Annotated in this window: 16 protein-coding genes; 7 read left to right on the forward strand and 9 right to left on the reverse strand. The window is 69.9% G+C overall.

Going from position 1 to position 17,792, the window contains the following annotated elements; translation table 11 throughout:
- Positions 1-18: 18 nt before the first annotated feature.
- The 4 genes from HKD39_RS11435 to HKD39_RS11450 all read right to left on the reverse strand — a co-directional run bounded on the left by HKD39_RS11435 (position 19) and on the right by HKD39_RS11450 (position 4,686).
- Positions 19-657, reverse strand: a complete 639-nt coding sequence (locus HKD39_RS11435) for a VOC family protein (protein WP_171200020.1) — start codon at positions 655-657, stop codon at positions 19-21.
- Between the two features lie 361 nt (positions 658-1,018).
- Entirely contained in the window at positions 1,019-2,764 is a 1,746-nt protein-coding gene (locus tag HKD39_RS11440) for an MFS transporter (protein ID WP_171200021.1), read from the reverse strand.
- Positions 2,761-3,519: a PadR family transcriptional regulator gene (locus HKD39_RS11445; RefSeq protein WP_212754458.1), complete on the reverse strand. Its 759-nt coding sequence runs from the start codon at positions 3,517-3,519 to the stop codon at positions 2,761-2,763. Before HKD39_RS11445 ends, HKD39_RS11440 begins: the two co-directional genes overlap by 4 nt.
- Positions 3,520-3,603: 84 nt before the next feature.
- Positions 3,604-4,686 (reverse strand): AraC family transcriptional regulator, encoded by a 1,083-nt coding sequence (locus HKD39_RS11450; protein ID WP_171200022.1) that lies wholly within the window; start codon positions 4,684-4,686, stop codon positions 3,604-3,606.
- Positions 4,687-4,960: 274 nt separating this feature from the next.
- On the opposite strand from HKD39_RS11450, the gene HKD39_RS11455 reads away from it, so the two are divergent.
- Positions 4,961-5,704 carry an NmrA family NAD(P)-binding protein gene (locus HKD39_RS11455; protein ID WP_212754459.1) on the forward strand — a complete coding sequence of 248 codons (744 nt, stop codon included), beginning with the start codon at positions 4,961-4,963 and terminating at the stop codon, positions 5,702-5,704.
- A complete protein-coding gene (locus tag HKD39_RS11460) occupies positions 5,701-6,186 on the forward strand; it encodes an anthrone oxygenase family protein (RefSeq protein ID WP_171200023.1) in 486 nt (161 codons plus the stop codon). The genes HKD39_RS11455 and HKD39_RS11460 overlap by 4 nt, the downstream gene beginning before the upstream one ends.
- 41 nt (positions 6,187-6,227) lie before the next feature.
- On the opposite strand, the gene HKD39_RS11465 is transcribed toward HKD39_RS11460, so the two are convergent.
- Positions 6,228-6,746 (reverse strand): acyl-CoA thioesterase, encoded by a 519-nt coding sequence (locus HKD39_RS11465; RefSeq protein WP_171200024.1) that lies wholly within the window; start codon positions 6,744-6,746, stop codon positions 6,228-6,230.
- Positions 6,747-6,862: 116 nt separating this feature from the next.
- Between HKD39_RS11465 and HKD39_RS11470 the strand changes: the two genes are divergently transcribed.
- Complete coding sequence (locus tag HKD39_RS11470) at positions 6,863-8,389, forward strand: dihydrolipoyl dehydrogenase family protein (RefSeq protein WP_171200025.1); 1,527 nt, start codon at positions 6,863-6,865, stop codon at positions 8,387-8,389.
- Between the two features lie 25 nt (positions 8,390-8,414).
- Here the strand turns inward: HKD39_RS11470 and HKD39_RS11475 are convergent, their stop codons facing one another.
- The 3 genes from HKD39_RS11475 to HKD39_RS11485 are packed head-to-tail and all read right to left on the reverse strand — an operon-like array spanning position 8,415 to position 11,218.
- Positions 8,415-9,002, reverse strand: a complete 588-nt coding sequence (locus HKD39_RS11475) for a PIN domain-containing protein (RefSeq protein ID WP_171200026.1) — start codon at positions 9,000-9,002, stop codon at positions 8,415-8,417.
- 9 nt (positions 9,003-9,011) lie between these two features.
- Positions 9,012-9,470: a helix-turn-helix domain-containing protein gene (locus HKD39_RS11480; RefSeq protein WP_171200027.1), complete on the reverse strand. Its 459-nt coding sequence runs from the start codon at positions 9,468-9,470 to the stop codon at positions 9,012-9,014.
- 47 nt (positions 9,471-9,517) lie between these two features.
- On the reverse strand, positions 9,518-11,218 hold the full coding sequence (locus tag HKD39_RS11485; RefSeq protein ID WP_212754460.1) for a TM0106 family RecB-like putative nuclease: 1,701 nt from the start codon (positions 11,216-11,218) through the stop codon (positions 9,518-9,520).
- 229 nt (positions 11,219-11,447) lie between these two features.
- Between HKD39_RS11485 and HKD39_RS11490 the strand changes: the two genes are divergently transcribed.
- The 3 genes from HKD39_RS11490 (at position 11,448) to HKD39_RS20530 (ending at position 15,975) form a co-directional block, all read left to right on the forward strand.
- A complete protein-coding gene (locus HKD39_RS11490) occupies positions 11,448-12,275 on the forward strand; it encodes a DUF6474 family protein (RefSeq protein WP_171200029.1) in 828 nt (275 codons plus the stop codon).
- 745 nt (positions 12,276-13,020) lie between these two features.
- Positions 13,021-13,980 carry a DUF2382 domain-containing protein gene (locus HKD39_RS11495; RefSeq protein WP_171200030.1) on the forward strand — a complete coding sequence of 320 codons (960 nt, stop codon included), beginning with the start codon at positions 13,021-13,023 and terminating at the stop codon, positions 13,978-13,980.
- A gap of 216 nt (positions 13,981-14,196) precedes the next feature.
- A complete protein-coding gene (locus HKD39_RS20530; RefSeq protein ID WP_171200031.1) occupies positions 14,197-15,975 on the forward strand; it encodes an AI-2E family transporter in 1,779 nt (592 codons plus the stop codon).
- Positions 15,976-16,068: 93 nt separating this feature from the next.
- On the opposite strand, the gene HKD39_RS11505 is transcribed toward HKD39_RS20530, so the two are convergent.
- Positions 16,069-16,431, reverse strand: coding sequence for a PRC-barrel domain containing protein (locus tag HKD39_RS11505; protein ID WP_171200032.1), 363 nt, complete (start codon positions 16,429-16,431; stop codon positions 16,069-16,071).
- A gap of 308 nt (positions 16,432-16,739) precedes the next feature.
- Between HKD39_RS11505 and HKD39_RS11510 the strand changes: the two genes are divergently transcribed.
- Positions 16,740-17,792, forward strand: a complete 1,053-nt coding sequence (locus HKD39_RS11510; protein WP_171200033.1) for an ABC transporter substrate-binding protein — start codon at positions 16,740-16,742, stop codon at positions 17,790-17,792.

The raw sequence follows: 17,792 nt of genomic DNA on the forward strand, positions 1-17,792 counted from the left end.
CGAGCCGGGTCGGCCCGATCAGATGGTGACTTCGCCGGTGTCGGTGACGAAGGTGACCGACCTGAGCCCCGACTGCCCGTTCGGCGCCGACCAGTCCACCTTCACATCGCCAAGCGGGTCGTCCTCGGGTTCGCCCAGCCACGCCGAGACGAACCGCGGGTCGCCGGCGATGTCGAGCGAGGCGAGGGTCGCAGCGGGCGGGCCGGCCTGGCTCGGGTGATGCTCCGGTGCCGACGTCCAGTGCAGGAAGAACGGCAGCTGCGGGTCGTTCATCAACCCGGAGACGCCGATCTGCTCCCAGGTGAGCTTGAACCCGTCCGGCCAGACCCGGTGCGCCTGGGTGCGCGGGCGCCCGAGCCGCTGCTCGTAGGGGGTGAGATCGTCCACCGACACGACCCAGCCGAGCCAGCCGCCGCCCGATTCGGTGCGGGCCCGCACGGCCTGCCCGAACGGGGCCTGGTCGGCGGCCGGATGATCCAGCGCTGCCACGATCTCCAGGTAGCGCCGGTCGGCCAGGGGGATCAACCGGTTCTGGGTGCCGAACGTCGGATGCACGCCGCCGGTGATGGTCCTGGTGCCGAGTTGCTCGGCCAACCGCGCCGCGGTGGCGTCCAGTCCGTCGGGTCCGGCGGCATACGACACATGATCCAGGCGCATAGGCCCATCCTGGCAGCCGCTCCCGGCACGATCGCCCCTGGGGTCGATTGTCCGGACAGAACATGGCTCACCGCGCCAGTAGCGGCTGCCGCCGTATCGGCCCATGCCCGCTGACCTGCGCTAACGGGGTGGCTGGCCATTCCGGCCGGTGGCCGTCGCGAGCGCCTCTGGCAATGCTCCGTCTCGCGGAGCATTGCCAGAGCGTCGTGCGAGAGGCCCTATCGGCTGCGCGGGCAACGGCGGAAAAATGTGCGGCTGGAACGGCAAACGACCAGGTCAGATTTGGGTTGGCCCGGTCGAGCCGCACATTTTTCTCGTGGCGGGGTCGGATTGGTCGGTCGTCGTTGGTCGGTCGTCTTGGTCAGTCGGCGCGGTGGCGGGTGGGGGCGTCACTGGGCGCGGCCACGCCGGTCGCCTCGTGTCTGCCGGCCGTCACCTCATGCTTGCCGGCCGCCTCATGCCTGCCGCCCGCCACCTCATGACGGCCGTCTGCCGGCTGGTAATGGCCGGCCGCGGCCTGGTGTGCTTCCGCGGAAGCGGGTTCGGGGGACCGCGGGTCGGTGGCGTCCGACGACCCGGCCGGCCGGCGGTGTCCGACGTGAGCGGGCCGGGCGAAGCTCAGCACCGCGATCAGCCCGACGATCAACACCGCGGCGGGCAGCCACAGGCTGTGGCCCATCGCCTGGGCGAACGGTTCCCGCAGCGGCGCCGGCAGCGGGCCGCGCGCGGTCTGCAGCGCCTCCGGGCTCGGCGGCGGCGAACCGGCCGGCAGTTGCCGCGCGGCCGCGGCTAGTTTGCTCTGAATCTGGTTCTGCATCAGCACCCCGACGGCGGCGCTGCCGAGCACCGCACCGACCTGCCGCGTCATGTTGTAGACACCGGCGCCGGCCCCGGCCAGCCGCAACGGCAGGTTCCGGGTGGCGGTCGCCGACAGCGGCGCCCAGATGAACGCGTTGCCAATGCCCATCACGGCGATCGGCAGCAGAATCTGCACCACCGACGCGGTCGGCGACGCCACCGCACCCAGCCACCACAGCGCCAGCGACGTCAGGGTGAATCCGAAACCGGCGATGTAGCGCGGGTGCGCGCGATCGGTGAGCATGCCGACCGGACGGGCCAGCATCCCCGACGTCACCGCAAGCGGGACCATCAGCAGGGCAGCACGCATCGGCGAGAGCCCCATCGACTTCTGGGCGAACAACATCAGCGGGATCGCCATGCCGGTCACCGCGAAACCCATGGTGGCGATGCCGAGGTTGCCCAGCGAGAAGTTGCGGTCGCGGAACAGCGCAAGGCTCATCAGCGGCTCGGTCTTGCAGATCGCCTGCCACCCGATGAACGCGATCAGCACCACAACACCGCCGCCGATCATCAGCCAGATACGGGCGTCCCAATCGTTCTTCTGCCCCTCCTGCAGGCCGAAGGTGAGAAGGAACAACCCCACCGCAGAGAGCACAATGCCGAGCACGTCGAACCGGTGCCGGTGGGTCGGCAGCTGCGGCACCAGCTGCATCGCCAGCACGAACGCCACCACCCCGACCGGCACGTTGACGAAGAAGATCCATTCCCAACCAAAGTTGTCGACCAGGAAGCCACCGGCCAACGGGCCGACCAGAATGGCGATACCGGCGACACTGCCCCACAGACTCATCGCGGTCCCGCGCTTGGCCGGCGGGAAGGTGCGGGTGATGACGGCCATGGTCTGCGGCGTCATCAGCGCGGCACCGAGGCCCTGCACCGCGCGGGCGGCGATCAGCATCTCGACACTGCCGGACAGTCCGCACCAGGCCGAGGCCAGGGTGAAGATCACCAGGCCGATCAGATAGATGTTCTTCGGACCGAACTGGTCGCCCAGCCGACCGGAAACCAACAGCGGCACCACATATGCCAGCAGGTAGGCGCTGGTCACCCACACCACACTGTTCAGGTCGGTCTGCAGACCGACCATGATCGAGTCGGTGGCGACCGACACGATGGTGGAGTCGATCAGAATCATGAAGAACCCGAGCACCAACGCCCACAGCGCCAGCCACGGGTTGCGGCCATCGGGATTCTGGCCGCCGGCCAACGGATCTGCTGCCGTCGGCTTGGACGTCGATTCGGTCATGTGCTGTCCTTGCTGGTGCTGGTTCTCGGATTGGCTTTTGATGTGGCTCTTGTGCGGCCGGCGGTGCCGGGCCGGGCCGAGGCGGTGGCTTCGGCGGCCGGTTGGCTGCTGCCCGCGGAGGGTGACCGGCGAGAGGTCGGTGCCGGCGGCTGCCCAGGCGCGGCCGGCTGACAGTCCGGCGGGTTCTCCCACGGCAGCGTGCCGTCGTCGATCTGCTCGACAATGCCGTCCAGCCAACCGATCTCGGCGCGTTTGGTAACGATCAGATACTCCAGATCGAGCATCCACCTGCGCGGTTTGCCCTGGCCGATGATGTTGTCCAGGGCGGCCTGCATATGGTCGACGTCGCGCTGCAAAGCACTGATCCTGGCGCGCAGTTGATGCACCACCTCGCCGGCGGTCAGGTTGTGCGCCTCGGCCAGCGCCACCGGGAAGATCGGGTACTCGTTGACCGGGGTGCCGAGTCGGTGCAGCAACGACGCGGCCAGTGCCAGTTCGCCGGCGGCGGTGATCTGGTAGGTGGTGCGCTCCGGCCGGTTGCCGTCGCGGTCGGTACCTATCGCCTGCACGTAGTCGAGATCGTCGAGCTTGGCCACCGCGTGATACAGCGACCCCGGCCGGATCTTGACATTGATGTCTTCCCGCCTGCGCATCAGAATTTGATACATCTCGTAGGGATGGCGCGGCCCCTCGGCCAGCAGACCGAGGGTGACGAGCGCGAGCGGGTTCAGCGTGGTGGGCAACACGGAGGACACCAGGACGATGCTAGCTACTCCGTTGCGAATACTCCAGTCGGAATATTCGCAGCGGAGGATGCGCTCGCAGTGCCGGACGATCGATCAGCCGGCGCGCGAGCGAAACTGCTGCGGGCTCACGCCTTTGACGCGCTTGAACGCGGCGCTCAGCGCGAACGGCGAGGCATAGCCGACGGCCCTGGCCGCGCGTTCAAGGGTGGCGCCATCCAGCAGCAGGTCGGCGGCCAGTTGAATCCGCCAGCCGGCGAGGTACGCCATCGGGCTCTCCCCGACGGCATCGGTGAAGCGCCTGGCCAGCACCGCCCGCGAGACGCCGCAGAACCGGGCCAGCGACGCCACCGTCCACGGCTCGGCCGGGTTGTGCTGCAGCGCGGCGAGCGCCCGCCGGATCAGCTCGTCCTGCCCGCCGATGCCGACCCCGGTGCCCGGCTCGGCTCGCTCCTGCCAACTCCGCAACACCCCGAGCAACAACAGGTCGAGCAGCCGGTCGATCACCGCGTCCTGCGCGGCCCGCTCGCTGCCCAGCTCGGCCTTGAGCAACTCGGCCACCGGCCAGTCGAGATCGTCCGCGGGCACCACCAACACTCGCGGTAGGGCGGCCAGCAGCCGCTCCCCCACCTCGTTGCCACTGGCGTAACTGGCTGTGACAAAAGAAGTCTCGCCGGACGGGTCGTCGCCCCAGCTGCGGATGCCGAGGCTCAGCCTGTTGTGCAGCGGCTCGCCGTTCGGGGTCCGGCACCGACCGTCGGGGCCGATGACGGCCAGCGGCTCCGAAGTCGCCGGGGTCGGCGGCTGGGTGCCCGCCGGGACGTCGGAGACGGCGGCTGCGTCGGTGGCGTCCGGTGTGTCGGTGGCGTCCGGTGTGTCGGTGGCGTCCGGTGTGTCGGTGTCGTCGGCTGCGTCGATGACGTCGGTCCCATCGGCTCGGTCGATGACGTCGGTGACGTCGTACGGGTCGGGCCCGCGCACCAGCGCAATCTGACCCGGTTCGATGCGAGCGGTCCGGCCGTCGGCCCAGCGCAGCTGTAGCGCCGACCCGACGGCGATGAGCAGGCACAGCGCGGCTTCGTCCTCGATGCACAGTCGCCACCCCGGTCGCAGCGCCACCCGCAGCGCGAAGGCGCGCTGTGCACGTGGGCCGCTGACCACCGATCCGACGAGATCCATAGCCGTACCGTAACCCAGGACGAGACGTTTGCGTATGTTTTACAGACCTCAAAGCATTGATCGTCTCGGAGCGGGCGGGTGAACTGAGGCCACGACAAACACCGGCAACACCTCGGCCCATTCCTCCGACCGCACCGCCAACCGCACCGCCGACCGGCCGTCGGCCGCGCCCGCTCCGCACAGCGCAGCACCCGTCGTCATCACCTGCCCGCGGGGTAAAACCTCCCGGCATGTGGTGGAAAGCCTGACCCGGCAACGGGTTTCGATCCGCCCGGTGGGCCGGTCCGAGCAGGTCGCCTTCGACTGGACCGACGCCAGCACCTGGACCCCGGCGCTGGCCGGCGCCCGCGCCGCCTATCTGGTGTACCAGCCGGACCTGGCCATGCCAGGGGCCGCCGAGACCGTCGGCAGCCTCGCGCAGCTCGCCGTCCGGCAAGGTCTTGAGCACCTGGTGTTGCTGTCCGGACGCAACGAGCCGGGCGCGCAGCAGGCCGAGGAGGCGGTGCGCGCCACCGGCATCGACACCACCATCGTCACCACGTCGTTCTTCACCCAGAACTTCACCGAGGGGCTGCTGCAGCCGATGGCGATGTCCGGTGAGATCGTGATGCCGGCCGCCGACCTGCCGGAGCCGTTCGTCGACACCGCAGACATCGGCGCCGTCGTCACCGCCGCCCTCACCGACCCGCGGCACCGCGGCCAGCGGTACGAGGTGACTGGACCGACCGCCCCCACCTTCGCCGAGGTGGGCGCGGCGATCGGCGCGGCCACCGGCAGAACCGTTGGCTTCCAACAGGTCAGCAGCGCGGAGTTTGTCCGCAGGATGGCCGCCATCGGGGTGCCGGAGCCGGACGCCGAGGGCCTGGCCTGGCTGTTCGAGATGATCCTGGACGGCCGCAACAGCCAACCAACCGACGGCATCCAGCGGGCGCTCGGCCGCCCCGGCCGCGCGTACACCGACGTCATCGCCGAGGCAGCCGCCGCCGGGGCCTACCGCGCCGACGGCGGTGCGGCATGACGGGGCTGCGCGCCGCGGCGCTGTACGGCGCCACCGGGCTGACCGGACTGTCGGCCGGGCTGCTCGCCGCCTTCGCCGTCGCGGTGCTGCCGGGCCTGCGGGCGGCCGACAGCCGGACCCTGGTGCTGGCGATGCGCAGCATCAACAGCGCCATCGTGAACCCGGTGTTCGCGGTGATCTTCTTCGGCCCGTTGCTGCTCGGGGCGCTGGCGCTGGTCCTCAGCTTCAGCTCGGCAGCACCGGGCCCGGCCCGGTGGTGGCTGCTGGCCGCGGTGGCGCTCTACCTCGGGGTGCTGCTGGTGACGTTCGCCGGCAACATCCCGCTGAACAATGCCCTCGACGCCGCCGACGTCAGCAGCCCCGGCGGGATCGAGGCGGCCCGGAACGCCTTCGCCGACAACTGGATTCGCCTCAACATCGTCCGCACCGTGCTGGGCGTCGGGTCGCTGGCCGCGTTCATCGGCGCCGTCCGGGTGGCCTGAGACGGTTGCGCCCCTGGCGGGAACGCAACAGCGCCGCCGCGCTACAACTCGGTGTCGCGGGAGGCCTCGATGGCGGCCCGGCGGGCCAGCCTGGCGTCCCGGCGGATCTCCGCCTCCCGGAAACGGCGCGCATCGACGGCGTCCTCGGGCAGCACCGGCGGGATCGGCCGCGGAGCACCGTCGGCGTTCAGCGCGACGAACACCAGATAGGCGGAGGCCACGTGCTGGGTGCCCGACGCCTCGTTCCAGGGCTCGGCCAGCACCTTCACCCCGACCTCCATCGAGGTGTGGCCGACCCAGTTGATCTGCGCGTGCGCGGTGACCAGCGATCCCACCGCCACCGGCTGCAGGAACGTCATCCCGTCCATCGCCGCCGTCACCGCCGGACCGCCGGCATGACGCTGCGCGGCCGCACCGGCGGCGTCGTCCACCATCCGCATGATCACCCCGCCGTGCACGGTGCCGAGCAGGTTCGCGTCCACCACCGTCATGATCCGCGCGAGCTGGGTGCGGGCGGCTGCTGTTGGCTTACCGGCCGGCCTGCCGGACGTGTCGGTCATGGGCTCAGCCTGACATGTCGGCGCCCGACGCCGGCCGGCGGTCTGCCGTAGCCTTGGCGCCTTGGCCGCGGCGGGGACCACGCAGGACGATGCACAAGGACGCAGAAGGACGCAGGATGCCGGACACCAGCAACACCAGCGCGAACGCACCGACGGCTGACGAGTTCGACGTGGTGGTGATCGGCGCCGGCCCCGCGGGCGAGAACGCCGCCGACTTCGCCATCCGAGGTTCCGACCGCACCGCGGCCATTGTCGAGACGGAATTGATCGGCGGTGAATGTTCCTACTACGCGTGCATGCCGAGCAAGGCGCTGCTGCGGCCGGTCGATGTGGTGCACACCGCCGAGCATCTGGGCGGCGTCACCGGGGCGCGGCTGGACCGGGCGGCGCTGCTGGCCCGCCGCGACGACTGGGTCTCGCACTACGACGATTCCGGGCAAGCGCACTGGGCCGAGCAGGCCGGCATCACCGTGCTGCGCGGACGTGGGCGGATCACCGGCGACCGCACCGTGTCGGTCGAGCCCGCTGATTCCGGTGCCGGCGATCCCCATGACGGCGATCCCCATGACGGTGAGTCAGGCGATTCCGGTGACGACGGCGATTCCGCGGCTCGCGGCGACCGCCGAGCCGCCCGCACCGTGCGGGCCCGCCAGGCGGTGGTGATCGCGACCGGCTCCACCGCGGTGATCCCCGACCCGTTCACCGACCTGAACCCGTGGACCTCCCGCGACGCCACCGGCATCGTCGAAGTACCCGACCGGATCGCGGTGATCGGCGGCGGGGTGGTGGCCTGCGAGGCCGCCACCTGGCTGGCCGCACTCGGCGCCACCGTGACCCTGCTGGTGCGGGGAAACCGCCTGCTGGCGGCGGCCGAACCGTTCGCCGGCGACGCGGTGGCCGACGGTCTGCGGGCGGCCGGCGTCGACGTCCGGCTGGACACCGCGGTGCGCGCCGCCGCCCGAGAAGAGGTCGCGGACACCGGGCTCGGCAAGGTGCACGGCGGCCCGGTCGAGCTGACCCTCGACCCGGGCGGGAACCTGACCGTCGACGAGGTGCTGGTGGCCACCGGGCGCCGGCCGGCCACCGCCGGCATCGGGCTGGAGACCATCGGGGTCGATGAGAAGGCGCTGCACGGCCGCACCACCGGCGGGGAACTCCCCGGCTGGCTGTACACCGTCGGCGACGTCAACGGTGTCGCCCCGCTGACCCACTGGGGCAAGTACCAGGGCAGGCAGGTCGGCCGGTTGATCGCCGCCAGGGCGGACGGTGGCCCGGAACCTGGGCAGCCGCACCATGTTCCGGTACCGCAGGTGGTCTTCACCGATCCGCAGGTGGCCTGGGTGGGGCAGACCGAACAGCAGGCCAACGACGCCGGTGCGTCGGTGCGGATATTGCGCGCCGCGTACACCAGCGCGGCCGGGGCCGGGCTGTTGCGGGACGACGCCGCCGGCACCGCACAGTTGGTGGTGGACAACGACTCCGGTGTGCTGCTGGGCGCCACCTTCGTCGGGCCGGACGTCGCCGAGCTGCTGCACGCGGCCACCATCGCCATCGTCGGCAAGGTGCCGGTCGAGGCGCTGCGGGACGCCGTGCCCAGCTATCCCACCGCCAGTGAGGTCTGGCTGCGGCTGATCGACCCGTGATCGGCACCCGGTTCCTGCTGTTCTGTCACCTAGCCGGCGCTCCGGTCGCATCCTCGTCGGAACCGTAGTCGAGAGCTTCGACCTCCGCCACGAACCGCGGCACGCCGTTTCGCAAGGCGCCGTACAGCTCGGCCAGGCTCATCGTCGGACGCTTCAACGCCTGGTGCGGCTCACGAAGGCATCGCCCCACGAGCATCGAATCGAGAGTCAACTGGGCGAGGAAGAACTCGTCGGGATGGAGAGCTTCAATCCCATACGGCTGCAACGCTTCTAGCGGGAAGTCGTTCAGATTGGCGGTCACGATCAGATCGACCTGGGCTCGCACAGCCGCGGCCAGCACGTGACGATCCTTCGCGTCATTGCTCATCGCCGATATCAAACCGCCGTATCCGGTGACCTCAGACGCTGGGAAAGCTGCCTGCATTGCCGCGATGCGGCGGCGCGCCTTAGCTTCAGGCACGTGCAGCCTGGCGATCAGGTTGCGTTCCACCTCGTCGAGGATTTGCGATGACCACACCGGATGATAAAGGCCCACTTCAGCGAATCTCAAAAGCGAATCGGTTACCGGGTAGTTGATCAGTACACAAGCATCGATCAAGACGCGGAATGTCATCGCGCGCGATCAGCGCGTTCGGTGAAACTCGTTATGGACGTAGAGGTTGTCGGCGCCAGCTTGTTCCGACATCGCGTCCAGCGCTGCGCGTCGCGTGCGTCGGATCTTGTTCTGATAGGCAACGAGGTCGGACAGCGCAATCCGGCGGTGCCGACCTGGTTGCTGAAACGGGATCTGACCGGTTTCGAGTAGCCGCACCAGCGTCGGGCGCGAGATGTCGAGAAGGTCGGCGGCTTGCTGCGTGGTGAGCACGGTGCTTTGCTGTTCAACCTTGACTGCTCGCCCCGCCAACAACGCTGCACTCGCGGCGCGGATCACTTCGGCCAATTCGGCGGGCACGGCCACCCGGACACCCCCTGGAAGGTTGAGTGTCTGTCCAGCAACGTCAGAGTCAGCGATAAGCGCAAGGGAGTCGGCTCCCTCGGCTGCTGGCGGCGGGAGCACAGTGACGTCCAGAACGGCGCTCATGAGGACAGGGTAATTCGAACAAAACGAAAACACCAAGGCGGCTGCGCTCAGCCTGCCGCGGCGCGGTCCAGCTCGGCGGCGGTCGGCAGCTCTCGCGCTGGGCCGCTCATCCACGCGCGGACGGCGGCGGTGGCGCGGACGTCGTCCTCGTTGTAGTCCAAGACCCGCTGCCGCTTCGGCAGATCGGGTGCGCCGGTGCCGGCCGCATCTTTGCCGACGGCGGCGCGGTACCAGGCCATCGAGTTCTCGCCGCCGGGCTCGGGGTCGCGCCAGGAGAATCCGGCCACCGGGGCGATGGCCTTGAGCCGCAACGACCCTGGCACCACGAAACGCGATTTCACCTCGGCATACAGGTCGATCCACTGGCTGCTGTCGGTGAACTGCTTGACCTGCTCGATGGTCGGCATGCCGGGCACCTCTGGATAGCGCCGCGGGGTGGAGAACAGCCAGCGCTCCTCGGCCTGCCGCGACCAGCAGTAGGCGGCGAAACTGAGCCCACGCGCGCGGCAGGCGGCCCGCGCCCGATCAAGGAAGGCCCAGAACCGGGCGAAGTTGGGGCCCTCACCGGCCGCCAGATCGGCATCGAAGGTGGCGAAGCCGCGGTAGCCGCCGGCGATGGAGATCAGCTCGTCGGGGCTGGCGTCGGCGCGGCCGGTGCCGAGCAGGGTGCCCCACAGGTAGGCCCCCTCGTCCAGGTACGACTCCATGTCGATGTCCAGCTCGATGTCGGCCCGCGGGGCGGCGGGATTGCCCTTGGGCACCAACGGCAACCCGTCGCGGTGGGCGATGGCCCGCACCCGCAGCTCACCCGCCGGGATGGACGTCAGCTGCAGTGAGGTCAGCAGCGCCGGCGGGGCGGCGATCACGTCCGGCACGGTGTGCAGGCCCGCTGCGCGCAGCACCGGAACATCGATACCGGCGGCCAACAGCGAAATGTCTTGTGCCGCTTGCAGTTCTTCCGAGCAGACCGACCACCATGGGCAGCGCCGGCACTCGGACACCCGCGACGGGTGGACCAGTTCCCCACCGGCGACGGCGGCGGCGGCCACCCGCTGCCGGAAGGCGAACCGCTCGCGGTACTCGTCCAGCAGCGGGGTGAGATCGTGCCAGACGATGACCTCGGCGTCGTCGGTGGGCGCGCCGGCCGGATCGGTGCCCGGCGGTGCCGGCGGAACCGCGTCGCTCCAGGTGCCGCGGCCGATGACGCCGCCCACCGGGTCGCCGGCCAGCCCGGCCTGCTGCAGCATCACCACGAAGTGCGCGAGCTGCCACAGGTCGGCCTGCTGGCGGCGCCGGTGCCGGTCCGGCTGCTCGACCACCGCGAACGGCCGGTCCACCGATGAGATGAGCAGCGGCGGCACCGATGTCCCGGCGTCGGTGGTGCGGTGGGCGCGGACGATCACCGGCCGGTAGCCGCGGCCGTCGGCCACCAGCAATTCCGGCCGGCCGAACCGTTCGGCGTTGGCCAGCCGCGGCGTGCGCACCAGGGCGGGGCGCAGCCGCCCGAAGGCGGCGGCCGGCAGGTCGCTGGGCGCCTCGGGCAGCCGCTGCAGCACCGCGAGACCGTGCTCGATACCGGACTCGATGCGCATCTTCGCGCCCTCTTCCGGCTCGGTGCGACGGTCCCGAGGCGCCCCGGGAGCGTGCTCGAGGTGAATCCGGCGCGGGCAGCGGCCGGCCGTGGCCGGCCCGAGGGCAGGCGCGACTGGCTGCGGCGGCGCTGCCCCGCCCGACCCGGAAGCGATCATCTCCGCGAGCCTATGCCGCCGCACCGACGGCCCCAGCTGCGCGTTGCCGGGGGCGGGTGCCGGCTGAGCGGGAGGGCGGGCTGAACAGCCCCGGTAGCTTGACGGTCGCTTAGGCTGTCACTGCTGTCCGGCCGGGCAGCGGACGGATCGTCATTGATGCTCGTCAACAGCAACAGACGTGCACCGGCAGCGAGCAACGGCCCGGTGCAGGGCACCGAAAGGACCCGCAGTGTTCGGACGCAAGAACAGCGCCAAGAGCGCGGCCCGCCGGGCGTCGGAGACTCTCAGCGAACTCTCCGGCTCGCTGACCGAGGTGCAGTCGCTGCGCAAATCCGCCGAGAAGTCGGCCGCGCGGGCGGCGAAGGCGGCCGAGCAGACGGAGGCCAAGGCCATCGCCGCTGCCGCCAAGGAGCAGGCGAAGGCCGACAAGGCCGCCGCCAAGGTGGCCGACACCCAGCGCAAGGCCGAGCGCAAGCAGCTCAAGGAGATGACGGCGCTCGAGCGCAAGCAGGCCAAGTCCGCCCGCAAGGCGGAGGAAGCCGCCGCCAAACCCACCAAGGCCGAGAAGAAGACCATCAAGGCCGAAGAGAAGATGGCCAAGGAGCTGGCCAAGCACCCGCAGACGCTGTTCGAGCGCGCCACCGACCCGAAGTCAGCCAAGCGCGCGCTCAGCGTCGCCAAGGTGATCGGGCCGGTGCTGGCCCCGCTGGCGCTGCGCGCCGCCACCGGAACCCGGGACTGGATGGACAGCCGGCGGGCGGTGAAGCTCGGCGTTCCGATCAACGAGGTCGGCGCCTACAAGGGCCCCACCGGCGCTGTCGAGGCGCGGCTGGACGGCCTGCGCAGCTCCATCAACGACCTGCGCAGCCGGCGCAGCGGCGACCTGCAGGTGACCAGGTTCGCCGAGGTCGCGAACGGGCGGATCACCGACCTCACCGCCGCGGTCCGCGCCTCGGTCAGCATGCCGGCCGGGCGGCGCCGGAACACCCTGTCGGCGGTCAACGCCGAGCTCAACCAGATCGACGCCGACCTGATGAGCCACCTGGTGCAGCGCTGAGTTCAGCGCCACCGCGAGGTCTGCTCGTTTCGACTGCCCGGTTCGACTGCTGCCGGCCGGCGCTGACCGACCCCAACCCACCGTCGTTTGCCGTCGGTTGCCGCGTATTCACGGTGCGTTCATGTGGATTGCTCGGCAATGTGGCGTGAAACCAGTTGCAGTAGAGCAGGTGCGGCGCGAGCATCGAGCCCTGCGCGGTCGCAGCGTGTAGAAGCGAGAGTCCGCATCGCTATATCGGGTGACGGCAGCCGTCGCGAATGGCGCGTCCATCGGACTCGCACGACGCTCTGTGCACGGCCGGATGCGCTTGCGCGCCACTGATTCTCGTTATTCTCCGGCATTCCTCGGATTCCTCCGATAGCGGGCATCACGCTATACCTGTCCACTGCGCGCCGATAACCGTTGCCGCACAACAGTTCTGCGCTGAACGGCCGGCACGGACCGGACGCTACAGGCGCATCCCCGCACCCCACCACCATCGCTCGATGTGGTGAAACTCCGGTGTCGACTTGCGCACCCACCCCACCGGTCTACCGTAGGGGTACGGGCAGCAATCACGTTGCGTCGACGCTCGTGAGCAGCCGAGAACCGTTGCCGGGTCATCAGTGTCGGCGCTGTCCCGTCAGCCACGTCAGCGGACCCGAGCGGCAGCGAACTACCCAGCGAACTACCCGAGGGCCGTGCCGACGCGGTGACCGACGCCAACGCCGATTGTGTGCAGCCATTGCGGACAACAGGAGGAAACATGACGATTTCATCGGATCAGATCCAGAGCCTCTACGACTCGGAAGTCGTTGACTCCGAAGGCGACAAGGTCGGCGGCGTCGGCCAGGTGTACCTGGACGATCAGTCGGGCCAGCCGTCGTGGGTGACGGTGAAGACCGGACTGTTCGGCAACAACGAGACCTTCGTGCCGCTGCAGGACGCTTCGATCTCGGAGAGCACCATCACGGTGCCCTACACCAAGGACTTCATCAAGGACGCGCCGAACATCGACGGTGAGAGCCACCTCGACGACAACGACCAGCAAAACCTGTACCAGTACTACAACCTCGGCGGCACTGCCGGCACCCGCGGCCAGGACGCGAACGACACCACCGGCAACGACACCACCGGCAACGACACCACCGGCAACGACACCGCCGGCTACGGCACCGATCGCGAGGTGAACCGCGGTGCCGACACCGGCACCAGTGGGTACGACGACACCAGCTCGCGCACCGCTGCCGACACCGGCGCTGTCGGCGGTGGGACAGCCGGGACCGGAGTTGCCGGAACTCAGGCAGGCACCACCGCGGGCGGCGACGTGCCCGACTCCATCGTCCGGCGCGAGGAGCAACTGCAGGTGGGCAAGCAGCAGGTCGAAGCCGGCCGGCTGCGGATACGCAAGCACGTCGTCACCGAACAGCAGACCGTCACCGTGCCGGTGGAGCGCGAAGAGGTTCAGGTGGTCCGCGAGCCGATCAGCGGCGGCCAGTCCGGCGGCACCCTCGGCGACGACGAGGTCGAGGTGACCCTGCGCGCCGAGGAGCCAGTGGCCGACAAGCAGGTGGTCGATGCCGAGCGGATCGGCATCCAGCGCAACACCGTCACCGAGAACCGGGACGTCACCACCGACGTCAGCCGCGAAGAAGTGGAGATCGACCGGGACGGCGACGGCGTGCCCGATCGCTTGCAGGGCAGGCAGAACGGCACCGACCGCTGAGTCTGAGACTGAACCTCAGCGGGCGGTCGACACCATCCGGCGACGCCGGGGACGGGCACTGCGTCCCCGGCGTCGCCGTTGTCGTGTTCGTCCCCGCCCGTTACTCGGCCATCACGGACCATCAGGGAGTAGCGCCCGACCGATCGCCGGAACGCCAACCCGGTTGGGCGTTTTACCCACCGCGTTGTCGATCCGTGGTGTGCCACGATCGTTGCCGTGACCAACGACTGGACCGGCGACGACTCCGGTACCCCGGACGGTTCCGGCGCCCAGGACGGTTCCGGCACCCAGGACGAGTCGCGGCGGCGTCCCCGGCCGCTGACCCCCGGCCGGCCCCAGCCCGCGCTCGACTGGCCGACCCCTGGACCGGCACCCAGCAGCCCGGACAGCCCCACCGCGGTGGACCGCCCGCTGCCGCGCCCGGTGGGCAGCGCCGGGTCGGCGCCGATGCCCGGCCCCGGACCGGCACCCGATCCGATCGGCGGTGACGCCCCGGACAGTCCACCCCGGCACCGCTCTCCGCGGGAGCGCGAGCAGGCCGCGATGGACGACAGCCGCGGCCGCATGGTCGATGGCCGGCTCAGCTTCGCGCACCGGCCGACGTCCGGGTCGGGGCAGCAACCGGCCGACAGCCCCACCCGCGGCGCCGGCGGCAGCAGCGGCGCCGGCGTCGCTGCGGACGCCGGGGTCGCTGCGGAGGCCGGTGCCGCTGCCCCGATCGGCACCGCCGCCGGGGCGCACCCAGCCACCGCCGCTGCAACTACTGCCACTACCGCCACCACCACTGACGCAGCGACCGCTGCCACTGCCGACACCGACACCGACACTGACGCGACGGAGCAGGACAGCCGGCGCAGCCTGCGGGACAGCCTCACCCAGCTCGTCACCAAGGTGACGGCGGCCGAGCGCACCATGCGGGCGGCGGAAGAGTCGGCGGCCGCGGCCACCAAGGCGGCGGCCGCGGCCGAGGAATACCAGCAGGAGCGGGTGTTCTCCCCCTTCAAGGCCGGCTTTTTCGGCGGGGTCGGACTGCTGCTGGCCTACATCGCCTACCTGTCGCTGGACAGCATCCGCTCGACGCTGATTGTGATTGCGGTGGCAACGATTCTGGCCATCGGCCTCGACCCGGCGGTGCGCTTCTTCGAACGACGCAAGATGCCGCGGGGCGGCGCGGTGGCGATCGTCTTCCTCGCGCTGCTGGCGGTGATCGGTCTGGCGATCTACGCGATCATCCCGCCGATCGTCACCCAGCTGACCGCATTCATTCAGAATATTCCGAACATACTGAACAACCTGCGCTCCAACTCCACCATCAGCGATCTGGACAAGCAGTTCGGGCTGATCGAGAAGATCCAGAACTCGGCACTGCTGGACAGCCTCACCAGCAACGCCGCTGCCGGGTTGTTCACCGCGGCCGGGGTGCTGTTCGACCTGGTGGTCGTGCTGATCCTGACGCTGTACTTCCTTGCGGGTTTCCCGCGGATCAAGGCGGCGGCGTTCCGGCTGGCGCCCGCGTCGCAGCGGCTGCGGGTGACCGACCTCGGCGACAAGATCCTCAAGCAGATGGGCGGGTATCTGGCCGGCGCCACCATCATCGCGGTGCAGGCCGGCATCTTCGCCGGCGTCTACGCCACCATCGTCGGATTGCCGTATCCGTGGGCGATCGCGTTGGGCGCCGCGCTGCTGGACTACGTGCCGGTGGTCGGGCCGATCGTGGTCGGGGTGTCGATGACGCTGCTCGGCTTCACCCACTCGATCACCCTCGGCATCATCTCCGGCGTGGTGTACCTGTGCCAGCACCTCTTCGAGGCGTACTGGCTGTACCCGCGGGTGATGCGCCGTACCGTGCACATCTCCACCGGCGCGGTGATCGTGGCGATCCTGGTGGGCGGTGCGCTGCTCGGCGTCACCGGCGCGCTGCTGGCGGTGCCGGTGGCGGCGGCGGTGCAGCTGATCGTCCGCGAGGTCGTGATGCCCATCCAGGAAAAGCGCTGACCGGCGCGGCGACCAGCAGGCACCGCTGATCCGCACCGGACCCGCTGGGTCAGGCGAACCGGCGGAAGCTGCGGTCCAGCTGGTACCGCCGGCTCAGGCGGAACCGCTGGGGCGCAACGATGTTGCCGCGACCCCGTAGTAGTCGAACAGGTTGTTCGCCGCGCTGGCTTCGGTGCTCTTCGCCTCGTCCGGGGTCTCCAGCTCGGGCGCATCGTGGATCTGCTGCTTGGAGTACGCCACCTGCACGACACCGTCGGCGAGGGTGGACCCGGCCAGCGGCACGAACTTCAGATCTTTGCCGAGCAGCCTGATGTCGACGGTGATCCAGGACGGGGCGTCGCTCTCGTCCAGAAAGACCTGGTCGACCGGGCCGACCCTGGCGCCCTCGTTGTCCACCACGTCGGCGTCGAACAACGCGATGATCTGGTCGGCCTGCTGCTCCGGATTCTGGCTCACAGTAATCAGGGTAAACCGGTGAGCTGCACGTCGTCGTAGCCGTGATTGATGGCCACCTGACCGGGCTCGGTCCCGGTGCTCACCGTCCAGCTGGTGAACACCGGTGGCGGCGCCGGCCCGGACACCGGTGCTGACGGTGGACCCGCCGGTGCTGATCGCGATGCCGCGGGCGCGGCCCGAGCGAATTCCGTCCGGCGGCACCCGCTCCGTATGCTCGATGGGTATCGCGTGGGCTGGCCCCATCGGGGCGCGGCGGGCCCACTGCCCACCATCGGCGCCACCGGCGCCCAGTGATTCCAGGAGTGCGCATGTCTTCGGTCCCTCCCGCCGATCGTTCGGTGCCGGCCACGCTCACCCGTACGACGGGTCGGCGCTCGCTGCGGTCCGCGCGGACGCTGGCGGTGCTGGCCGCCGCCGGGCTGACGGCGCTCGCCGGGTGCGGTAGCTCCGACAGTGCCGGGAGTGGCGGCGGGTCCGACACCTCCGCGGCCACCGGGCAGACCACCGGCGCACCGGCGGGATCGGATGCCGGTTCCAGTTCCGGTGCTGCTGGTTCCGGTGCTGCTGGTTCGGGTGCGGCGGGTTCCGGCGGCGCTGCCCTTGGCGGCGACTGCACCCCGGACAAGCTGCAGACCACCACACCGGGCACGCTGACCATCGCCACCTCGGAGCCGGTGTACGAGCCGTGGATGGTCGACAACGACCCGACCAACGGCAAGGGCTACGAATCGGCGGTGGCCTACGCCGTCGCCGAACAGCTCGGCTACCCGAAGGACAAGGTCGCCTGGAAGCGGGTCGGCTTCGACGAGGCGGTGGCAAGGCAGCAGGGCTGGGACTTCGACATCAATCAGTTCTCGATCAGCCAGGACCGGCTGAAGCGGGTCGACATGTCGTCCGGCTACTACGACGTGACGCAGACCGTCATCACCACCAAGGGCAGCCCGATCGACGGCGCCACCTCCGTCGGTCAGCTCAAGGACGCCAAGCTGGGCGCGATGATCGGCACCACCAGCCTGACCGCGCTCAACGACGTGATCGCCCCGAACAGCAAACCCTCGGTGTTCAAGGACAACGCCGCCGCGGCGCAGGCACTCAAGAACAAGCAGATCGACGGCCTCGTCGTCGACCTGCCCACCGCCTTCTACATGACCAGCGCCCAGCTGGACAACGGCGCCATCGTCGGCCAGCTGCCCGGCACCACCAGCGAGAAGGAACAGTTCGGGTTGCTGCTGGCCAAGAACTCGCCGATCACGGCGTGCGCGACCAAGGCCGTCGATGCCTTGCGCGCCAACGGTTCGCTGGAGAAGTTCAACGCCGAGTGGCTCTCCGGCAAGGACACCGCACCGGTCCTGACCAAGTGA

Source organism: Nakamurella aerolata (assembly GCF_013002705.1).
Lineage (GTDB): Bacteria > Actinomycetota > Actinomycetes > Mycobacteriales > Nakamurellaceae > Nakamurella > Nakamurella aerolata.